Source organism: Streptomyces sp. NPDC048623, from assembly GCF_040650755.1.
Lineage (GTDB): Bacteria > Actinomycetota > Actinomycetes > Streptomycetales > Streptomycetaceae > Streptomyces.
Genome location: NZ_JBEZHV010000013.1, coordinates 24,610 through 43,864, shown reverse-complemented (window position 1 = coordinate 43,864; position 19,255 = coordinate 24,610). Strand labels below are relative to the sequence as shown.

14 protein-coding genes are annotated in these 19,255 nt (G+C 70.7%); 5 read left to right on the top strand and 9 right to left on the bottom strand.

Features of this window, described 5'->3' with window-relative positions:
- Window positions 1-7: 7 nt before the first annotated feature.
- The 5 genes from AB0C73_RS19960 to AB0C73_RS19940 all read right to left on the bottom strand — a co-directional run bounded on the left by AB0C73_RS19960 (window position 8) and on the right by AB0C73_RS19940 (window position 8,407).
- The gene (locus AB0C73_RS19960) at window positions 8-2,305 is read right to left on the bottom strand and encodes a molybdopterin oxidoreductase family protein (protein WP_362531619.1); all 2,298 of its coding nucleotides are present in this window, start codon (window positions 2,303-2,305) and stop codon (window positions 8-10) included.
- Window positions 2,302-3,393, bottom strand: a complete 1,092-nt coding sequence (locus AB0C73_RS19955) for an MFS transporter (RefSeq protein ID WP_362532029.1) — start codon at window positions 3,391-3,393, stop codon at window positions 2,302-2,304. The genes AB0C73_RS19960 and AB0C73_RS19955 overlap by 4 nt, the downstream gene beginning before the upstream one ends.
- 153 nt (window positions 3,394-3,546) lie before the next feature.
- On the bottom strand, window positions 3,547-4,347 hold the full coding sequence (gene pflA, locus AB0C73_RS19950; protein WP_362531616.1) for a pyruvate formate-lyase-activating protein: 801 nt from the start codon (window positions 4,345-4,347) through the stop codon (window positions 3,547-3,549).
- 188 nt (window positions 4,348-4,535) lie between these two features.
- Window positions 4,536-6,815, bottom strand: a complete 2,280-nt coding sequence (pflB, locus tag AB0C73_RS19945; protein ID WP_362531614.1) for a formate C-acetyltransferase — start codon at window positions 6,813-6,815, stop codon at window positions 4,536-4,538.
- A 167-nt stretch (window positions 6,816-6,982) separates the two neighbouring features.
- A complete protein-coding gene (locus tag AB0C73_RS19940) occupies window positions 6,983-8,407 on the bottom strand; it encodes an MFS transporter (RefSeq protein ID WP_362531611.1) in 1,425 nt (474 codons plus the stop codon).
- A gap of 318 nt (window positions 8,408-8,725) precedes the next feature.
- Here AB0C73_RS19940 and AB0C73_RS19935 point away from each other — a divergent pair, with 318 nt between their 5' ends.
- From AB0C73_RS19935 to AB0C73_RS19925, 3 genes are all read left to right on the top strand, one after another.
- Entirely contained in the window at window positions 8,726-9,916 is a 1,191-nt protein-coding gene (locus tag AB0C73_RS19935; RefSeq protein WP_362531608.1) for a low temperature requirement protein A, read from the top strand.
- A gap of 25 nt (window positions 9,917-9,941) precedes the next feature.
- Window positions 9,942-11,009 (top strand): P1 family peptidase, encoded by a 1,068-nt coding sequence (locus AB0C73_RS19930; protein ID WP_362531605.1) that lies wholly within the window; start codon window positions 9,942-9,944, stop codon window positions 11,007-11,009.
- Window positions 11,010-11,114: 105 nt separating this feature from the next.
- Window positions 11,115-11,966 (top strand): DUF6227 family protein, encoded by an 852-nt coding sequence (locus tag AB0C73_RS19925; RefSeq protein WP_362531602.1) that lies wholly within the window; start codon window positions 11,115-11,117, stop codon window positions 11,964-11,966.
- Between the two features lie 101 nt (window positions 11,967-12,067).
- Here AB0C73_RS19925 and AB0C73_RS19920 read toward each other — a convergent pair whose 3' ends face one another.
- Window positions 12,068-13,531, bottom strand: coding sequence for an MFS transporter (locus tag AB0C73_RS19920; protein ID WP_362532026.1), 1,464 nt, complete (start codon window positions 13,529-13,531; stop codon window positions 12,068-12,070).
- Between the two features lie 176 nt (window positions 13,532-13,707).
- Here AB0C73_RS19920 and AB0C73_RS19915 point away from each other — a divergent pair, with 176 nt between their 5' ends.
- Complete coding sequence (locus AB0C73_RS19915; protein WP_362531600.1) at window positions 13,708-14,673, top strand: YafY family protein; 966 nt, start codon at window positions 13,708-13,710, stop codon at window positions 14,671-14,673.
- 28 nt (window positions 14,674-14,701) lie between these two features.
- Here the strand turns inward: AB0C73_RS19915 and AB0C73_RS19910 are convergent, their stop codons facing one another.
- Window positions 14,702-15,700 carry a sigma-70 family RNA polymerase sigma factor gene (locus AB0C73_RS19910; protein ID WP_362531597.1) on the bottom strand — a complete coding sequence of 333 codons (999 nt, stop codon included), beginning with the start codon at window positions 15,698-15,700 and terminating at the stop codon, window positions 14,702-14,704.
- Between the two features lie 371 nt (window positions 15,701-16,071).
- A complete protein-coding gene (locus AB0C73_RS19905; RefSeq protein ID WP_362531594.1) occupies window positions 16,072-16,881 on the bottom strand; it encodes a class III extradiol ring-cleavage dioxygenase in 810 nt (269 codons plus the stop codon).
- 159 nt (window positions 16,882-17,040) lie between these two features.
- Between AB0C73_RS19905 and AB0C73_RS19900 the strand changes: the two genes are divergently transcribed.
- The gene (locus tag AB0C73_RS19900; protein WP_362531591.1) at window positions 17,041-17,529 is read left to right on the top strand and encodes a MarR family transcriptional regulator; all 489 of its coding nucleotides are present in this window, start codon (window positions 17,041-17,043) and stop codon (window positions 17,527-17,529) included.
- Between the two features lie 88 nt (window positions 17,530-17,617).
- On the opposite strand, the gene AB0C73_RS19895 is transcribed toward AB0C73_RS19900, so the two are convergent.
- Window positions 17,618-19,159 carry an MFS transporter gene (locus tag AB0C73_RS19895; protein ID WP_362531588.1) on the bottom strand — a complete coding sequence of 514 codons (1,542 nt, stop codon included), beginning with the start codon at window positions 19,157-19,159 and terminating at the stop codon, window positions 17,618-17,620.
- Between the last annotated feature and the right edge of the window lie 96 nt (window positions 19,160-19,255).

Below are 19,255 nucleotides of genomic sequence, written 5' to 3'. Positions count from 1 at the left end.
CGCGGCGTCAGCTCCTCTCCGCGGTGCCACGGCCCTGGGGGGACGTGGGCGGCAGGGGGTCGTCGCGGGAGACCTGGGTCTCCGGGTAGGCGACGTGGCCGGGGGCGGTGGGCGGTGCGGGGACCTCGTCGATCCGTTCGGCGGCCTCGATGCGGGCGGCGCAGACCTTGTACTCGGGGATCTTCGACCGGGGGTCGAGGGCGTCGATGGTCAGGGCGTTCGCGGCGGTGGGCACGGGCCAGTGGTAGGGGACGAAGACGGTGTCGGGGCGGATGGCCTCGGTGACCAGGGCGGGGAAGACCTCGCTGCCGCGGCGGGTGACGACGCGCACCGGGTCGCCGTTGCGGAAGCCGTGGGAGGGGTGGACCTCGACCCAGGGGCGCGGGGTCTGTTCGACGAGGGCGCCCAGACGGCGGGTCTGGTTGCCGGAGAGGAAGTGGGCGACGGTGCGGCCGGTGGTGAGCGAGAGGGGGTATTCCTCGCTGTACGGGTCCATGGGCGGGTGCCATTCGACGACCTGCAGATGGATCTTGCCGTCGGGGTGATAGGTCCGGCCGTCCTCGAAGAGGCGGGGGGTGCCGGGGTGGTCGGTGGAGGGGCAGGGCCAGGCGATGCCGCCGGTCTCCTCCAGACGTTCGTAGGTGATGCCGTAGTAGTCGTTGACCGTGCCGGCGGACGCGGTGCGCAGTTCGTCGAAGACGGCGCGGGAGTCGGGGAAGGCGAACTTGGCGCCGGCGCCGAGCCGTCTGGCGAGTTCGCAGATGACCCAGGTGTCGGTGCGGACGCCGACCGGGGGTTCCTGGGCCTTGTTGTGCTTGACGACGCGGGCCTCGGCGTTGGCCATGACGCCTTCGTCCTCGGCCCACACGGTGACGGGGAAGACGACGTGCGCGTTGGCGGCGGTCTCTGAAAGGAAGAAGTCGAATTGGGCGTGGAACTCGACGGTGTCGTAGCCGTCCTTCACCGTGGCGTAGTTCGGGAGGGAGACGAAGGGGTTGTTGCAGATGCCGATGAGGCCGCGGATCTCGCGGCGCTGCATCTGCCAGACCATCTCCATCATGGAGGTGCCGGCGGGCGGGAGTTCGGACTCCTCGATGCCCCAGATCTCGCAGATCTGGCGGCGGTGCTCGGGGTTGGAGATGGAGCGTCCGCCGGGCAGGAGGTCGGACTTCTGGCCGTGCTCGCGGCCGCCCTGGCCGTTGCCCTGGCCGGTGATGGTGCCGTAGCCGGCGCCGGGGCGGCCGATGTTCCCGGTGGCCACGCACAGGTTGATGATCGTCAGGCAGTTCTCGACGCCCTGGGAGTGGTGCTCGACGCCGCGGGCGTGCCAGGCCATGGCCCTGTCGGCAGTGGCGAACATGCGGGCGACCTGGACGATCTGTTCTTCGGGGACGCCGCAGATCTCGGCGGCGCGGGCGGGCGGGTACTCGGCGACAGTCTGCTTCACCTCCTCCCAGCCGGTGGTGTGGGCGGCGAGGTAGGCCTCGTCGGTGAGGCCCTCGGCGACGACGACGTGGAGGACGGCGTTGAAGAAGGCGGAGTCGGTGCCGGGTCTGAGCGCGACATGGATGTCGGCGGTGCGGGCGATGGCCGTCTCGCGCGGGTCGATCACGATGAGGGAGGCGCCGCGGTCCCGGGCTCCCCAGAGGTACTGGGTCATCACGGGGAAGCATTCGCCGACGTTGGAGCCGGCGATGAGCAGGCAGTCGGTGAGGAGGATGTCGGAGAACGGGTTGCCGGCCCGGTCGATGCCGAAGGCGAGCTTGTTGGCTCCGGCGGCGGAGACCATGCACAGGCGCCCGTTGTAGTCGACGTGCCGGGTCTTCAGGGCGACCCGGGCGAACTTGCCGACGAGATAGGTCTTCTCGGAGAACAGGCTGGCGCCGCCGAGCAGGCCGAAGGCATCGTTGCCGTAGTCGGTCTGGATGCGGCGGATCTCGGAGACGGTGAAGTCGAGCGCCTCGTCCCAGCCGACCTCGCGGAAGGGCTCGTCGCGGTTGCGGCGCATGAGCGGGGAGGTGAGCCGGTCGGGGTGGTTGACCTGCTGATACGCGTTGATGCCCTTGGGGCAGAGCCGCATGCGGTTGATGTCGTGGTTGCGCGGCTCGACGCCGAAGACCTTGCCGCCGCGGTCGACCCGCAGATACATGCCGCACTGCACGCCGCAGAAGCAGCAGTGGGTGGGGACGAGCGTCTCACCGTTCTGGTCGGCGTGCCAGCGGTCGGCGGGGATACCGCCGGCGTCCCGGAAGTTGCGGGTGCCGGGCGGGGCGACGGAGGGGTCAAGAGGCAGCGGGGAGGTCACTTGAAGCCCTTCTTGACGTGGGTGAGGTAGGCGGTTCCCCGCAGGACGCGCTTGCAGCGGGGGCAGTACTCGGCCCATTCGTCGAAGTCGAGCCGGAGATCGCGCATGGTCCCCCGGAGGTTCTCGACATAGGGGGCGGTGTCGATGGGCCGGCCGCAGCGGCGGCAGCCGAGCAGCCCGTCGGTGCTCACCTCGCCGGGGACTCCGGCCGCGGCGGCGGCGCCGGTCACCGCCCCGGCCGTGGCGGCCGGCTCGCCCTTGCGGCGGGCGGTGTACTTGAACAGCTGCATGCCGACGGCGGCGGGCCGCTGCACGATGTGGAAGAACTTCCCGAACGGGATGTAGATGAGGGTGAAGACCACCGACACCATGTGCAGGATCGCCAGGAACTGGTAGCCGCCGCCGTGCAGGAAGATCGAGGAGAAGGTGAGCAGCAGGCCGGTGACCGAGATGACGATGAGGGCGATCAGCGGCACGAGGTCGTAGGCGAAGCGCTGGCCGGTGATGGCTCCGCGGTCCTTCATGCGACGCCAGAGGAAGTAGGAGGCGCCGGGGATGACGAGGACGGCGGCGATGTCCAGGCCGTGGAACATGAGCCAGCCGACGGCGTTCAGCGCGTCGAATCCGATGATCTTGAAGCCCCAGATCCGCATCTCGTAGCCGGGTCCCGAGCCGGTGGAGGAGGTGAAGGTGAACCAGCCCCAGGTCAGCGGGAAGGTGATGAGGGCGGCGAGGACACAGCCCCAGAAGATCAGCTGGTGAGCCGCCCAGCGGGCGTGCGAGCGGGCGCCGAGGAACTTCTGGAAGCCGAGATAGGTCGCGATCATCCGGGGCAGGGCGGTGGGCGCCCTGCGGAAGTTCTCGGCGGAGAAGAAGGCGCGCCAGCCCTGTCTGAAGAGGCGCCGGGCGCCGGGGGCGGAGACCCACACGGTGTAGCGGTAGGCGACGCCGAAGGCGAGGAAGACGGTGGCCACCGCGTACGGGAGGAGGGCCGAGTCGAAGTCACTCAGCAGCCGGCTGCCGAAGACGATAGCGAGGATCAGCAGCACGGCGACGGCCACCCCCGCGAGGGCCGCTCGGCGACGCACCTGGGCGGGGGTCTGCGGCGGCCGGGCGGCGGCGACAGGCGGCGGCGCGGCGGGGGCCTGCGGTGGCTCGGTCACGCGGCCACCATAGGGCCGAATAAACCCCTACGCCCGTTTTGCGAGGTCGGCGGGTGAGTCCCCTCGGCGCGCCTCGGCTCAGACCGCGTACAGCCCGTGGGCGCGGAAGATCTCGCGGGCCGAGGCGAGCTGTTCCGCGGTCGGCGACGGAGTGTTGTGGAGCCTGAACGGTTTGGCGAGTGCTTGCCACTTCGCTTCGCCGAGCTTGTGGAAGGGGAGGATGTCCACGCGGGAGACATTGCCGAGGCCCCCGGCGAAGGCGGCGATCCCCTCGATGTTGGCGGGGGCGTCGGTGAGCCCGGGGACGAGCACGAAGCGGACGTGGACCTCCTGGCCGAGGTCGGCGAGGCGGCGGGCGAAGTCCAGGGTCGGCTGGAGCGGCCGGCCGGTCACCTTCTTGTACGTGTCCGCGTCCCAGGACTTGATGTCGAGAAGGACCAGGTCGGTGTCGCGCAGCAGGGCGTCGGTGGCCCGTGCGCCGAGGAAGCCGGAGGTGTCGAGCGCGGTGTGCAGACCGAGCTCGTGCTTCATCCGGTGCAGCAGCTCGCCGGTGAAGACGGGCTGGAGCAGGGGTTCGCCGCCGGAGATGGTGGCCCCGCCGCCGGAGGCGGAGATGAAGCGGGTGTATTTGCCGGCCTCGGCGATGACGGCGTCGGCGGAGGTGCGCTTGCCGTTCCGCATCCGCCAGGTGTCGGGGTTGTGGCAGTAGAGGCAGGTGAGGGGGCAGCCGGAGAGGAAGGTGACGAAGCGGGTGCCGGGGCCGTCGACGCCGGTGGACAGGTCCCAGGAGTGCACCGAGCCCTCGGCGGGGCGGTGGGTCGCCGCGGCGGCCGGGGTGACGGGAAGGTTCGGGGTGTCCGAGCCGAGGAGTACGGCCATGGCAGGGCCTCCTGTCCGGGAGGAGCGAAGAAAGGGGGTGGGGCCTGGGGAACCGAGCGCCCGGGGGTCGACGAGCTGATGGGGCGAGAGGGTTCGCGCGGCGCCGGGGTGGTGAGGGACAGGGGACAGACCCCGGGCCGCGCGGGCGGCCGGGGGCCGGCCGGTGAGGGCGGCCGGCCCGCGGACGGCTACAGGGAACCGTGGAAGGTGCGGTTCAGGACGTCGAGCTGCTGCTCGCGGGTGAGCCGGACGAAGTTCACCGCGTATCCGGAGACCCGGATGGTCAGCTGCGGGTAGTTCTCCGGGTGGGCCATGGCGTCGAGCAGGACGTCCCGGTTGAGGACGTTGACGTTCATGTGGAAGCCGTCGCTGGCCATGTAGCCGTCGAGGACTCCGGCGAGGTTCTTGATCCGCTCCTCGGGGGTGCGGCCCAGGCCGTCGGGGGTGACGGTGTTGGTCAGCGAGATGCCGTCCTCGGCGTCCTCGTACGGGAGCTTGGCGACCGACAGGGCCGAGGCGACGTAGCCGTGGGTGTCGCGGCCGTTCATCGGGTTGGCGCCCGGGGAGAACGGCTCGCCGGCGCGGCGCCCGTCGGGGGTGTTGCCGGTCTTCTTTCCGTAGACGACGTTGGAGGTGATGGTCAGGACGGACTGGGTGTGTTCGGCGTTGCGGTAGGTCGGGTGCTTGCGCACCTTCTTCATGAACTCCTCGACCAGCCACACGGCGATCTCGTCGGCCCGCTCGTCGTTGTTGCCGTACGCCGGGTAGTCGCCCTCGATCTCGTAGTCGGTGGCCAGACCGGTCTCGTCGCGCAGGGCGGTGACCCGGGCGTACTTGATGGCGGCCAGCGAGTCGGCGGCGACCGAGAGGCCGGCGATGCCGCAGGCCATGGTGCGGCGCACGTCGCGGTCGTGGAGGGCCATCTCCAGGCGCTCGTAGGCGTACTTGTCGTGCATGTAGTGGATGACGTTGAGGGCGTGGACGTACACGCCGGCCAGCCACTCCATCTGCTCGTCGAACTTGCGCATCACCTCGGCGTAGTCGAGCACGTCGGCGGTGACGGCGCCGGTGTCAGGGCCGACCTGGGCGCCGGACTTCTCGTCGCGGCCGCCGTTGATCGCGTAGAGGAGGGTCTTGGCGAGGTTCACGCGGGCACCGAAGAACTGCATCTGCTTGCCGACGGGCATCGCGGAGACGCAGCAGGCGATGGCGGTGTCGTCGCCGAAGCGGGGCCGCATCAGCTCGTCCGACTCGTACTGCACGGAGGAGGTGTCGATCGAGACCTTGGCGCAGAACTCCTTGAAGCCCTGGGGGAGCTGCGGCGACCAGAAGACGGTCATGTTCGGCTCGGGGGCCGGCCCGAGGTTGTAGAGGGTCTGCAGGTAGCGGAAGGAGGTCCTGGTGACCAGAGGACGCCCGTCCTCGCCCATGCCGGCGAGGGACTCGGTGACCCAGGTGGGGTCGCCGGAGAACAGCTCGTCGTACTCGGGGGTGCGCAGGAAGCGGACGATGCGCAGCTTGATGATGAAGTCGTCGACCAGCTCCTGGGCCTGCTCCTCGGTGAGGAGGCCGGCTTCGATGTCGCGCTGCAGATAGACGTCGACGAAGGTGGAGGTGCGGCCCAGGGACATCGCGGCGCCGTTCTGCTCCTTCACGGCGGCGAGGTAGGCGAAGTACAGCCACTGGATCGCCTCGCGGCCGGTGCGGGCCGGGCCGGAGATGTCGTACCCGTACGAGGCGGCCATCGTCTTCAGTTCGCCGAGGGCGCGGATCTGCTCGGCGAGCTCCTCGCGGAGGCGGATGGTCTCCTCCAGCGAACGGCGGTCGGCGGGGAGGGTGTTGAGTTCCTCCTTCTCCTCCCGCTTCACGGCTATGAGGCGGTCGACGCCGTAGAGGGCGACCCGGCGGTAGTCGCCGATGATGCGGCCGCGGCCGTAGGCGTCGGGGAGTCCGGTGACGATGCCGGCCTTGCGGGCGGCGCGGATCTCGGGGGTGTAGGCGTCGAAGACACCGGCGTTGTGGGTCTTGCGGTACTCGGTGAAGACCTTCTCCAGCTCCACCGATACCGGATAGCCGTAGGTCTCCAGGGCGCCGGCGACCATGCGCCAGCCGCCGAAGGGCATGATCGCGCGCTTGAGCGGGGCATCCGTCTGGAGGCCGACGATCAGGTCCTTGTCGCGGTCGATCCAGCCGGGGGCGTGGGCGGTGATCGTGGAGGGGATGTCGTACGCGACGTCGTAGACGCCCTTGGCGCGCTCCTCCGGGAACTTGTCCGTGATCGCCTGCCACACGGCGGTGGTCCGCTCGGTGGGGCCGGCGAGGAAGGAGTCGTCGCCCTCGTACGGGGTGTAGTTCTGCTGGATGAAGTCGCGGACGTCGATGGCGTCGCGCCAGAGGCCGCCCTTGAAGCCCTTCCAGGCGCCGTCGTTCACCGTTGCTTCAGCAGGGGTCGCAGTCACTGCCCGCACCACCTTTGTTCGAATCAATCGATCGCGTTGTCGCTTGCTTCCATTGCACTCCCTCTGATCGATCAAATGGGTCGGCAATGGTCACGACTCGACGGCCGTTGGTCCCGGCCCCGGCATGCGGAAAGGCCCCGCCGGGGCGGGGCCTTCGCCGAGGGGCGCGGGGCCGGTCAGCTGGGGGCCTCGGCGCCCTTGCGGGCGTAGAACCACCAGGCGACGACGACGCAGCTGGCGTAGAAGCCGACGAATCCCCACATCGCGCTGGTCACGGCCACCGAGCCGAAGAGGGCCGGGATGAAGAAGAAGCCGTAGGCCGCGATGGCCGAGGTGAAGCCGGTGACGGCACCGGACTCCATCTCCGCCTGCTTCAGCGCCCGGGCGTATTCCGGGGTGCCCTCCGTCAGGCCCTTCAGCTGGGTGCCGCGGAAGATCACCGGGATCTGGCGGAAGGTCGAGCCGTTGCCGATGCCGGAGAAGAAGAAGGCCGCGAGGAAGCAGAAGAAGAAGCCGTAGAAGGAACCGCCGTCACCGCCCGAGGGAAGGAAGGTGATCACTCCCATGATGGCCGCCGCCATGCCCACGAAGGACAGGATCGTGACCCGTGCGCCGCCCCACTTGTCGGCGATCCAGCCGCCCGCCCACCGGGCGAGGGCGCCGACCGCCGGGCCCATCCAGGCGTAGGTGGCGACGGAGTAGTCCGGGAAGGTGGTCTTGATCAGCATCGGCAGGGCCGCGGCGAAGCCGATGAAGGAGCCGAAGGTGCCGACGTACAGCCAGGTCATCAGCCAGTTGTGCTTGCGCTTGAAGATGACCTTCTGCTTGCTGAACGGGGTGGAGGCGACCTTCAGGTCGTTCTGGCCGAACCAGGCGACGGCGGCCAGGACCAGGACGATCGGGACCCAGACGAAGGCGGCGTTCTGGAGGTGGACCGGGGTGCCGTCGGCCTTGTGCTGGACGGAGCCGATGGCGATCGTCGACCAGGTGATCACGATCGGGGTCAGCAACTGGACCACGGAGACGCCCAGGTTGCCGAGGCCTCCGTTGATGCCGGCCGCGCTGCCCTTCTTGGCCTTCGGGAAGAAGAAGCCGATGTTGGCGAGAGAGGAGGCGAAGTTCGCGCCGCCGATGCCGCACAGCGCGGCGATGCCCACCATCACCCCGTACGGCGTCGACGAGTCCTGGATGGCGATGCCCAGCCAGATCAGCGGGATCACCAGGACCACCGTGGACAGGGCGGTGAAGCGCCGCTGCCCGATCATCGGGCCGAGGAAGGTGTAGAAGATCCGGGCCGTGCCGCCGGTCAGACCGGGGATGGCCGTCAGCCAGAACAGCTGGGAGGTGGAGAAGGTGAAGCCGACGTCCTTCAGATTAGTCGCGGTGACCGACCACACCTGCCAGACGACGAACGCCACGAGCAGCGCCGGCACCGCGATCCACAGGTTGCGGCCGGCGACCTTCTTGCCGATGGACTTCCAGAAGAGCTCGTTCTCCGGCTCCCAGTCGGTGATCGGCCTGCCGGGCCTGTACTGCTCCGTGTCGTACGAGACGGGTGACGACCCGCCCGTCGCTCTGCTGTCCTGGACTACGGAACCCATGGCATTTCCCTGACTTCCCCGAGCTTCCTCGAACGTGCCTGAACCGGCCTGAAATTGCCCGCGCACCGGTGCGCGGGGCCCGTGTGGGGCTTCCTCGCTGCCCCTCCAGACTCCGCTCGCACCCGGGGCCCGCGTGAGTGCCGATGGTCGGGGGAGCGAGTGGGCCTAGGTCCCTTCCTCCCCGGGCCCTAGGGACGTCGGGAAGGGGCACACCGACCCCTGGGGGGTGGGGACCTCCCCGGAGGCCGAGGCCCCGAGGCTGAGGCGGATGGTGTCGCTGCTGTTCGAGGGGCGCGCGGGCGTGCTGTGCTGTCCGGTATGACGACTCCCCTTCTTCCGCTCATCGCGCGGTCGCGTGACGAGGCGCACCGGGCCGCCACGCCGCTCGAGTTGTTCTTCGACCTGTGCTTCGTCGTGGCCGTCGCGCAGGCCGGGGCCGAGCTCGTGCACGCCGTCGCGGAAGGGCACACCGGGTCCGGGATCCTGAACTACGCGATGGTCTTCTGGGGCGTGTGGTGGGCCTGGATGAACTTCACGTGGTTCGCCTCGGCGTACGACAACGACGACGTGCTCTACCGGGTCGTCACCCTCGTGCAGATCGCCGGTGTGCTGATCCTCTCCGCCGGGGTCTCTCGGGCGTTCGAGGACCATGACTTCCTGGTCGTGTACATCGGGTACGTCGTGATGCGGCTAGCGCTCTCCTCGCAGTGGCTGCGCGCCGCGCACCACGCCGCCGACCCCGCCGAGCGCACGATGTGCCGCCGCTACGCCGCCGGGGTCGTGGCCTGTCAGATCGGCTGGACGGCGCTGCTGATCGTGCCGGAGGACACACGGCCGTGGGTGTTCCTGGTGATGGCGCTGGCCGAGATGGCGGTGCCGGTGTACGCGGAGAAGGACATCAACACGCAGTGGCACCCGCACCACATCGCCGAGCGCTACGGCCTGTTCACCATCATCGTGCTCGGCGAGTCGATCGCCGCCGCGACCGTCGCCGTGAAGTCGGGGGTCACCGAGAACGACGCCCTGGCCGAGGTACTGCCCATCGCCGCCGGCGGGCTGCTCATCGTCTTCGCCGCCTGGTGGATCTACTTCGTGGTGCCCGCCCACGACCGGCTCGCGTCCAACCGGCAGGGCTTCCTCTGGGGCTACGGCCACTATCTGATCTTCACCTCGGCCGCCGCGATCGGCGCGGGCATCGAAATCGCGGTCGAGCAGGCGGTCGGGAAGGCCCACATCACCACCCTCGCCGCGTCCTCCGCCGTGACCATCCCGACCGCGGTCTTCCTGATGAGCGTGTGGCTGCTGCACGCCCGCTACTTCAAGGTCGGGCTCGCCCAGCAGGCCGTGCTGCCGGTGGCTTCCCTCGCGATCCTGATGTGCTCCTTCGCCGGGCACTGGGCCGTGTTCGCCGCCGGTCTCGTCGCCGCCGCGACCGTGGCCGTGGGCGTGACCCTGACCGCGACCAATCCGGCCACCCGGCCGCGCCCGCGTCCCACCCCCGGTCCCTGAGCCGGATCCGTGCTACGCAGGACGCATGACTGAGCAGCAGCGCAAGGGAACGCTCGACGCCCTCACCGACGTGGCCGGCCTCCGGGTCGGCCACGCGCGCGTGGTGGGGGAGAACGCGTTGTCCGGCACCACGGTCGTGCTCGCGCCCGAGGGCGGGGCGGTGGCCGCCGTGGACGTACGGGGCGGCGGGCCGGGCACGCGGGAGACGGACGCGCTGGATCCGCGCAATGTGGTGCAGCGGATCGACGCCGTGGTCCTGACCGGCGGCAGCGCGTACGGGCTCGACTCGGCGGGCGGGGTGATGGCATGGCTGGAGGAGCAGCGGCGCGGGGTGCGGGTGGGGCCCGATCCGGCGCACGTGGTGCCGGTCGTGCCCGCCGCCTGTGTCTTCGACCTGGGCCGGGGCGGGGACTTCGCGGCCCGGCCCGACGCCGCGACGGGGCGGGCGGCGGTGGCGGCGGCCGCCGCGAGCGGGTCGCACGCGCGCGTGGAGACGGGTGCGGTGGGGGCGGGGACCGGGGCGGTCGTCGGCGGCCTGAAGGGCGGGGTGGGGACGGCGAGCACCGTCCTGGAGTCGGGGATCACGGTCGGCGCGCTCGTCGTGGTCAACGCGGTCGGGTCGGCGGTCGACCCGGCGACGGGTGTGCCGTACGGCGCGTACTTCGCGGGCGGGCGTCCCGTCCACCCGGAGCCAGCCGTGCACGAGGCGGCGCAGCGGCGGCTCGCCGAGGCCCGGGCGAAGCTCGCCCCGCCGCCGCTCAACACCACGCTCGCGGTGGTCGCGACGGACGCGGCGCTGACCCGGGCTCAGGCGCACAAGCTCGCGGGTACCGCGCACGACGGCATCGCACGCGCCGTCCGTCCGGTGCATCTCCTGAACGACGGCGACACCGTCTTCGCCCTCGCGACGGGGGCGCGCGAACTGCCGTCCGCGCCGGGGCCGCTCGCCCTCAACGAGATCCTCGCGGCGGGCGCGGACGCCGTCACCCGGGCCATCGTGCGGGCGGTGCTCGCGCCTGCCACCGGGACCTACGGTCCTGGTGGGGACTTCCCGGCGTACCGGGAGCTGTACGGCGGCCCGCACGACGACTAGCCCGCACCGCTGACTGCCGGTATACCGGGGGGAGTTGGGGAATATGCCACAGGGGCGTGGGAACCGATTGCGCGCCCCCGTACGTTTTCCTGAACGCCGGACACGATGTCAGACCCAGGGACTACGTTTAGCAAGCAGCACGTGACATGCGGCGACGGCGACGGCCTGGAGACCCTCTTGAACGATCCGCAGGATCAGCCACACGATCCGTACGAGACGACCGAGACCCACCTTGAGCGACTCCTCGGCCGGGCGCTCAACTCCTTCGACCTGCCCGACTCCACGATCGAACGCCTGGAGACGGCCCTCGCCCACTCCACCGCGCTGTACTCCTCGCACCACAGCGCGTCGCTGCACCGCACCACCTACCGCCACACCTATCTGCTCCCGGACGGCACGGCGCCGAGCCTGTGGGAGCTGGTCCACAACTCCGGCCGGGACGGGGCGGAGCAGCACGAGCTGTATCTGGAGGAGGCCGAGGCGCGGCTCGCCGCGACGCGGCTGCCGGCCGGGCCGTCGCTGGGCTGGACCGTGGAGCGCGCCGACGGCACGCCCCTCGACGAGGACGAGGACCTGGAGGTCCTGAGCACCCTGCTCGCCCGTCCGATACCGGCCCAGCCGAGGATGTACGTGCCGGACAACTCCGCCGACCACGCGCGCCGGGTGCTGCGCCGCGCGGAGAACGCGGACCGGCCCGGCGAGGCCACGGCGCGCCGGCTGCAGCTCGCGTTCGCGCACCACATCACGCAGGCCCTCGGGCGCCACTGCCCCGTGGAGAGCGGCCGGGACGCCGGCTTCACCCTCTACGAGCACCAGTTCCTGCTCATCGACGGCAGCGAGCTCAGCCTGTGGGAGGTCGAGCACACGGCGACCCCCGACGGGCGTCACATGTGCGAGGTGTACGAGGAGGAGCGCGCCGCGCGCGACGCGATGGAGACCCGCGCCCGGGTCCGCTGACGGTCCCGGGCGGCATGACCGCACGACGAAGGGGCGGCGCGCAAGGTCTGCGCGCCGCCCCTTCTCGTACCCCTAGAGTCCTTCGACGTCTTTCGCCGGGGTCAGGAGACCAGCTCGGGCTCCTTCGTCATCGGGGCGTCCGCGGTGTCCGAGGCGTCCTCTTCGCCGCCGCCCTCCAGGTGCTGCTTCGGCTTCGCCGGGAGTGCGAACATCACCAGGAAGATGCCGGCGAGCACCACGGCCGCCCAGCCCAGCGAGTTCTGGAAGGCCTCGGTGAAGGCCTTGCCGGTCTCCTGCGGGAACGCCTTGAGCCGCTTCTCGTCGATCGTCCCGAAGAACACCACGGAGACGAGACCCAGACCGAGCGCGTTGCCCATCTGGCCGGTCGTGTTGATCAGGCCCGAAGCAGATCCGGCGTGCTCGCGCGGCACCTCGGACAGCACCGCGTCCGTCAGCGGCGCCACGATGAGGCCCATGCCGAGTCCCATGATCACCAGGGCCGGGATCATCTGCCAGGGGTGGATGTCGGTGCCGTAGCGGCCGGCCAGGAAGAAGTAGAGCAGGATGCCCGCGCCCATGGTCAGGGCGCCCGCCTGGAGGACCTTGCGGCCGAAGCGCGGCACGAGCTGCTGGACCGACAGGCCCGCCGCGGTGGACACGGCGATGGAGAACGGCACACCGGTCAGACCGGCCTTGAGCGGGGTCCAGCCGAGTCCGATCTGCATGTAGAGCGTCCAGACCAGGAAGAAGATGCCCATCACGACGCCGAAGGTCAGCTGGACGGCGATGCCGCCGGCGAAGGACTTCACCTTGAACAGCGACAGCTCGACGAGCGGCGAACCGTCCTTCCGCGTCTTGTGCTTCTCGTACGCGACGAGGGCGCCGAAGACGAGGACGCTGCCGGCCATCATCAGGTGGCCCCACAGCGGCCAGCCGAGCTCACGGCCGCGGGTCAGCGGGTAGATCAGCATCAGCAGGGCGACCGTCACCAGGAGCACGCCGACCATGTCGAGCTTGAGCGCCTTCGGGGCCTTGGACTCGATGATGAAGCGGCGGCCGAGGAGCAGGGCGGCGATGCCGACCGGCAGGTTGATGAGGAAGATCGGGCGCCACTCCAGGCCCGCGATGTTCCACTGGGTGAGCAGCGCGCCGAGCAGCGGGCCGGACACCGCGCCGAGGCCGATGATCGCGCCGAACATGCCGAAGACCTTGCCGCGCTCGTGCGCCGGGAAGGTGACGTGCACGATCGACAGGACCTGCGGCACCATCATCGCGGCCGCCGCGCCCTGGAGGAGGCGGGAGCCGACCAGCATCTCCTGGTTGGCGGCGAAGCCGCACAGCGCGGAGGCGAGGGTGAAGCCGGCGGTGCCGGTGAGGAAGAGGCGCTTGCGGCCGTAGATGTCGCCGAGGCGGCCGCCGGTGATCAGGCCGGCGGCGAACGCGAGGGCGTAGCCGGCGGTGATCCACTGGATCGCCCCGAAGGAGGCGCCGAGGTCCCGCTCGATGCTGGGGATCGCGATGTTGACGATCGTGGCGTCGACCAGGTCCATGAAGGCGGCGGTCATGACGATGGCCAGGGCGATCCAGCGTCGTCTGTCTGCGGTGTCCGCGGCTTCCGCGGCTTCCGCGGCTTGCGGGTCGGTCGGTACGGCGGCGGGGGCGGCGTCGTGTGAACTCATGCGAGAAAAGTAGAGGCCATATAGGTCAGCTCACGTCCTCATTGACCCTCATGCTGGACGACATGACGGACACACCGGCACGACTCCTGAATCTGCTGTCGCTCCTGCAGACCCCGCGCGAGTGGCCCGGCAGCGAGCTGGCCGAGCGGCTCTCGGTCTCGCCGCGCACGATCCGCAGGGACATCGACCGGCTCCGCGGTCTCGGCTATCCGGTCGAGTCGAGCAGGGGCGCGGTGGGCGGCTACCGCCTCGTCGCCGGCACGGCCATGCCGCCGCTGCTCCTCGACGACGAGGAGGCCGTGGCCATCGCGGTCGGCCTGCGGGCGGGGGCGGGGCACGCCATCGAGGGCGTCGAGGAGGCGTCCGTACGGGCCCTCGCCAAGCTGGAGCAGGTGCTGCCGTCCCGGCTGCGGCACCGGGTCTCGACCCTCCAGAACGCGACGATCCCGCTCACCCGCGGGGACGGCGCGACCGTCGCGCCGCAGACGCTGACCGCGCTGGCGGGCGCGGTGACCGGGCAGGAGAAGCTGCGCTTCGGCTACCGGGCGGGGGACGGGACGGAGAGCCGGCGGCTCGTGGAGCCGTACCGGCTGGTGTCGACGGGGCGGCGCTGGTACCTCGTCGCGTACGACCTGGGGCGGGAGGACTGGCGGACGTTCCGGGTGGACCGGGTGACCGAGCCGTTCCCGACGGGGGCGCGGTTCGCGCCGCGGGAGCTGCCGGCGGGGGACGCGGCGGCGTACATGGCGCGGTCGATGGCGCGGGCGCGGGGGGAGGTGGAGGTGGAGCTCGACGTGGAGTTCGCCGCGCCCGCGGAGTTCGTCGTGGCGCGGCTGCCGGCCCATCTGGTGCCGGTCGCCACCGGGCCGGACCGGTGCCGGCTGCGGGCGCGGGTGACGGACTCGGTGGAGTGGCTGGCGGTGCGGCTCGCGCTGATGGACGTCGAGCTCGTGGTGCGGGCGCCGGATCCGCTCATCGCGTACATGCGGGACCTGTCGGAGCGGCTGGCCGCGGCCACGCGAGGGTGACCGTGGCAGCCGCCCCTTGCCATACGCCCTACGCCACCGCGTCGAAGCCCGTGTCGCGGGCCATCTTCTTCAGTTCCAGGAGGGCGTGCTTCTCGATCTGGCGGATGCGTTCACGGGTGAGGCCGTGTTCCTTGCCGACCTCCGTGAGGGTGCGTTCGCGGCCGTCCTCGATGCCGTAGCGCATGCGGATGATCGAGGCCGTGCGGTGGTCGAGCTTGTCGATCAGGTCGTCGAGCTCCTCACTGCGCAGCAGGGTGAGAACGGACTGTTCGGGCGAGATCGCGGAGGTGTCCTCCAGGAGGTCGCCGAACTGGGTCTCGCCCTCGTCGTCCACGGACATGTTGAGCGAGACCGGGTCGCGGGCCCAGTCGAGGACGTCGGTGACGCGCTCGGGGGTCGAGCCCAGCTCGGTGGCGATCTCGGCGGGCTCCGGCTCGCGGCCGTGCTCGCGGTTGAACTCGCGCTGGACCCGGCGGATGCGGCCCAGCTCCTCCACCAGGTGGACGGGGAGCCGGATGGTGCGGGACTGGTCGGCTATGGAGCGGGTGATGGCCTGGCGGATCCACCACGTCGCGTACGTGGAGAACTTGAAGCCCTTCGCGTAGTCGAACTTCTCGACCGCGCGCACCAGGCCCGCGTTCCCCTCCTGGATCAGGTCGAGCAGCGGCAGGCCGCTGCGCGGGTAGCGCCGGGCCACGGCGACGACGAGTCGCAGGTTGGACTTGATGAAGAGGTCCTTGGCCCGCTCACCCTCGGCATACAGTGCCTCGAGCTCCTCGCGGGTCGCCCCGGTCTCGCTCTCGCTCTGTCCGTCGAGGATCTGCCGGGCGTAGACGCCCGCCTCGATCGTCTGGGAGAGCTCGACCTCCTTGGCGGCGTCGAGCAGGGGCGTGCGCGCGATCTCGTCGAGGTACATGCCGACCAGGTCGCGGTCGGCGATCTCCCCGCCCACGGCGCGAACGCTGCTTGCCCGGCCGTCTCCGCTCGCGGCGGACGACTGACGACGGGCGACGGCACGGGTTGCCATGCGTGCTCCCTTGCTGAGTAGGTCGCGACACCCTCGCGGGTGCCCTGCATCCGACGGAAACAACGACTGGAATCAGGACAGAATTCCCACCCGGCTCATGGATTTTCGCGATCATGCAGTATCCTGCGCCGCCGACACGTCGTCGGCATGTTGTCCCACCAGCCGCCGCGACCCACGGACGTGCAGGTCAGGGCGGGCGAAGCGGGTGTTCCGGGCCGCCCGCGGGGCTTGCCGCCGCGATGTCACCACGGCCGCGACGAGACGGCCGTCACACCCGGAGCAGGGACACCCTCGGCCCCGCTCCACTCCCGAAGACGCCGCCACCGGCTTCCCGGTTGCCCGCCCCTGCCCCCGCCCCCGGAGGACCCCGCTCAGCCGAACTGCACCGACCGCTTCGCCAGACCCATCCAGAAGCCGTCGATGACGCTGCGCTCCTCGTCCAGGTCGCCGGCCGCGTCCGCCGCGCCCATCGTGACGAAGAGCGGGGCGAAGTGTTCGGTGCGCGGGTGGGCGAGACGGCCGGCCGGGGACTTGCGCTCGAAGTCGAGCAGGGCGTCGACGTCGTGCGCGGCGAGCGCCTCGCGGCCCCAGGCGTCGAACTCGGCCGACCAGCCGGGCACGCCGGGGCCGGTGTGCCGCAGGGCGGCCAGGTTGTGGGTGAAGAAGCCGCTGCCGACGATCAGGACGCCCTCGTCGCGCAGCGGGGCGAGCTTGCGGCCGAGGTCCATCAGCCGGCGCGGGTCGAGGGTGGGCAGGGAGATCTGGAGCACGGGGATGTCGGCACCGGGGTACATCTCGACGAGCGGCACGTACGCGCCGTGGTCCAGGCCCCGGTCCGGGATGTCCTGCACGGGCGTGCCGGGCGCGCGCAGCAGCTTGCGGACCGACTCGGCGAGCTCCGGCGCGCCGGGCGCGGCGTACTGCACGCGGTAGTAGTGCTCGGGGAAGCCCCAGAAGTCGTAGACGAGCGGGACGGGCTCGGTGGCGCCGAGGGCGAGCGGAGCCTCCTCCCAGTGCGCGGAGACCATGAGGATCGCCTTGGGGCGGGGCAGACCGGCGGACCAGGCGGCGAGTTCGCCGGGCCAGACGGGGTCGTCGGCGAGCGGCGGGGCGCCGTGCGAGAGATAGAGGGCGGGCATCCGCTCCGGGGCCGGGGTCCGTTCGAGCGTCGCGTCGTTCATGGCGTCCGCCTCCTTGCTGCGTGGCACATAGCGGGAGCACGATCCCCGGAGAGGGGACTCCCGGAGAGGGTGATTCTTGAAGTTTCAAGCTCAGTGCTCACGCACAGCCTAGACCCCATCTAGTTCAACATTCAAGAATCGGTCCGTACCATGGATCCCATGACCGAACCCCGCTGGCTCAGCGACGAGGAACAGCGCGTCTGGCGTTCCTACCTCCACGCCACCACCCTCCTGGAGGACCATCTCGACCGCCAGTTGCAGCGCGACGCCGGGATGCCCCACATCTACTACGGACTGCTCGTCAAGCTCTCCCAGGCGCCCCGCCGCCGGATGCGGATGACGGAGCTGGCCAAGGACGCGAAGATCACCCGCTCCCGGCTCTCGCACGCCGTCGCGCGCCTGGAGAAGAACGGCTGGGTGAGCCGCGAGGACTGCCCCTCCGACAAGCGCGGCCAGTTCGCCGCGCTGACCGACGAGGGGTACGAGGTGCTGCGCCGCACCGCGCCCGGGCACGTCGGGGCCGTACGGCAGGCACTCTTCGACCGCCTCTCCCCCGACCAGGTCGAGCAGCTGGGCGCGATCATGCGCACCGTCGCCGAGGGGCTCGAGCCCACGGGCCCGGACGCGGACCTGCCCTGGCTCCGCTGAGCGAGAACGCCGAGCGGAACCAGGGCAGGCAGGGCAGGGTGCGCCGAGAGGTGGCCCCCGGGGGACGGCGTCCCCCGGGGGTGGTGCGTCAGTGCGCGATGACCGGGATCTTCACCTCGTCCTCGGCCTCGGCGCCGGCGCCCGGACCCGAGGCGGCGACCACACCGGTGCCCGGCTTGCCCGTGGTGATCAGGGTGAGGGCGATGGTCGCCGAGACGGCCAGGATGCCGACCGCCCACCAGATGGCGGCCGAGTAGCCCTCGACCATGCCCTGGAGCTGGAGCAGCTTCTGCGCCGCCGGGGTGGTGGCGCCCGCCGCGTGGTCCACCAGGTAGGCGGTGGTCGCCGAGGCGGCGATCGTGTTCAGCAGGGCCGTGCCGATGGCGCCGCCGACCTGCTGCGAGGTGTTCACCATCGCGGAGGCCACACCGGCGTCACGCGGGTCCACGCCGTGCGTGGCCAGGGACATGGCCGGCATGAACGCCGTACCCATGCCGAGGCCGAGCAGCAGCTGCGCCGGCAGGATCAGACCGGCGTACGACGAGCCGATCTCCAGCTGCGTGAGCAGCAGCATGCCGACGGCGGCGGTCAGGAAGCCGGGGCCCATCAGCCAGCGCGGGGCGACCCGGGTCATCAGCCGCGCACCGATCTGGGTGGAACCGGTGATCATGCCCACGATCATCGGCAGGAACGCGAAGCCCGTCGTGACCGGCGAGTACCCCTTCACGACCTGCAGGTAGTAGGTCAGGAACAGGAACAGACCGAACATCGCGATGACGGCGAGGCCGAGGGAGAGGTAGACACCGCCGCGGTTGCGGTCGGTGACGACGCGCAGCGGAAGCAGCGGGGACTTCACGAGCGACTCGGTGACCGCGAAGCCGACGAGCAGCACGATCGAGGCGCCGAACAGGCCGAGGGTGACCGGGTCGGTCCAGCCGTCGGACTCGGCGCGCGTGAAGCCGTAGACCAGGGAGACCAGGCCGAGGGTGGAGAGCAGCACGCCGGGGATGTCGAGCGGCGAGCGGTTGCGGCCGCCGGCCGGCTCGCGGATCACGAAGTAGGCGCCGAGCGCGGCGACGACCGCGAACGGGATGTTGACGAAGAAGGTCCAGCGCCAGTTCAGGTACTGGGTGAGGAAGCCGCCGAGGATCAGACCCACGGCGCCGCCGCCACCGGCGATCGCACCGTAGATGCCGAAGGCCTTGGCGCGCTCCTTGGCGTCGGTGAACATCACCGCGAGCAGCGAGAGGGCGGCGGGCGCGAGCAGCGCGCCGAACGCGCCCTGCAGCGCGCGGGCGCCGAGCATCATCGCCTCGCCGGTGGCCGCGCCGCCGAGGGCGGAGGCCGCGGCGAAGCCGATCAGACCGACCACGAAGGTGCGCTTGCGGCCCCACAGGTCGGCGACACGGCCGCCGAAGAGCAGCAGACCGCCGAAGGCGAGCGCGTAGGCCGTGATGACCCACTGCCGGTTGCCGTCGGATATCCCGAGGTCCTGCTGGGCGGAGGGCAGCGCGATGTTCACGATCGTGGCGTCGAGCACGACCATCAGCTGGGCGAGGGCGATGAAGACCAGGGCCTTCCAGCGGCTCGGGTCCGCCTGCACGGGCGGGGCGGGGGCGATTTTTGACATGGGGGTAGCCACCTCTTGGCGCGAAATGATCAAAAAAGGACGTAGGTAACGCGGGGCACTGGGGTTACGGGGCAGACGGCGGGGTCACGAGCGGGA

Coding starts and splice junctions, on each gene's coding strand:
- AB0C73_RS19905 (WP_362531594.1), bottom strand. CDS start 16,881: ATGAACGACGCGACGCTCGAACGGACCCCGGCCCCGGAGCGGATGCCC.
- AB0C73_RS19900 (WP_362531591.1), top strand. CDS start 17,041: ATGACCGAACCCCGCTGGCTCAGCGACGAGGAACAGCGCGTCTGGCGT.
- pflA (WP_362531616.1), bottom strand. CDS start 4,347: ATGGCCGTACTCCTCGGCTCGGACACCCCGAACCTTCCCGTCACCCCG.
- AB0C73_RS19895 (WP_362531588.1), bottom strand. CDS start 19,159: ATGTCAAAAATCGCCCCCGCCCCGCCCGTGCAGGCGGACCCGAGCCGC.
- AB0C73_RS19915 (WP_362531600.1), top strand. CDS start 13,708: ATGACGGACACACCGGCACGACTCCTGAATCTGCTGTCGCTCCTGCAG.
- AB0C73_RS19920 (WP_362532026.1), bottom strand. CDS start 13,531: ATGACCGCCGCCTTCATGGACCTGGTCGACGCCACGATCGTCAACATC.
- AB0C73_RS19935 (WP_362531608.1), top strand. CDS start 8,726: ATGACGACTCCCCTTCTTCCGCTCATCGCGCGGTCGCGTGACGAGGCG.
- AB0C73_RS19940 (WP_362531611.1), bottom strand. CDS start 8,407: ATGGGTTCCGTAGTCCAGGACAGCAGAGCGACGGGCGGGTCGTCACCC.
- AB0C73_RS19930 (WP_362531605.1), top strand. CDS start 9,942: ATGACTGAGCAGCAGCGCAAGGGAACGCTCGACGCCCTCACCGACGTG.
- AB0C73_RS19910 (WP_362531597.1), bottom strand. CDS start 15,700: ATGGCAACCCGTGCCGTCGCCCGTCGTCAGTCGTCCGCCGCGAGCGGA.
- AB0C73_RS19925 (WP_362531602.1), top strand. CDS start 11,115: ATGTCAGACCCAGGGACTACGTTTAGCAAGCAGCACGTGACATGCGGC.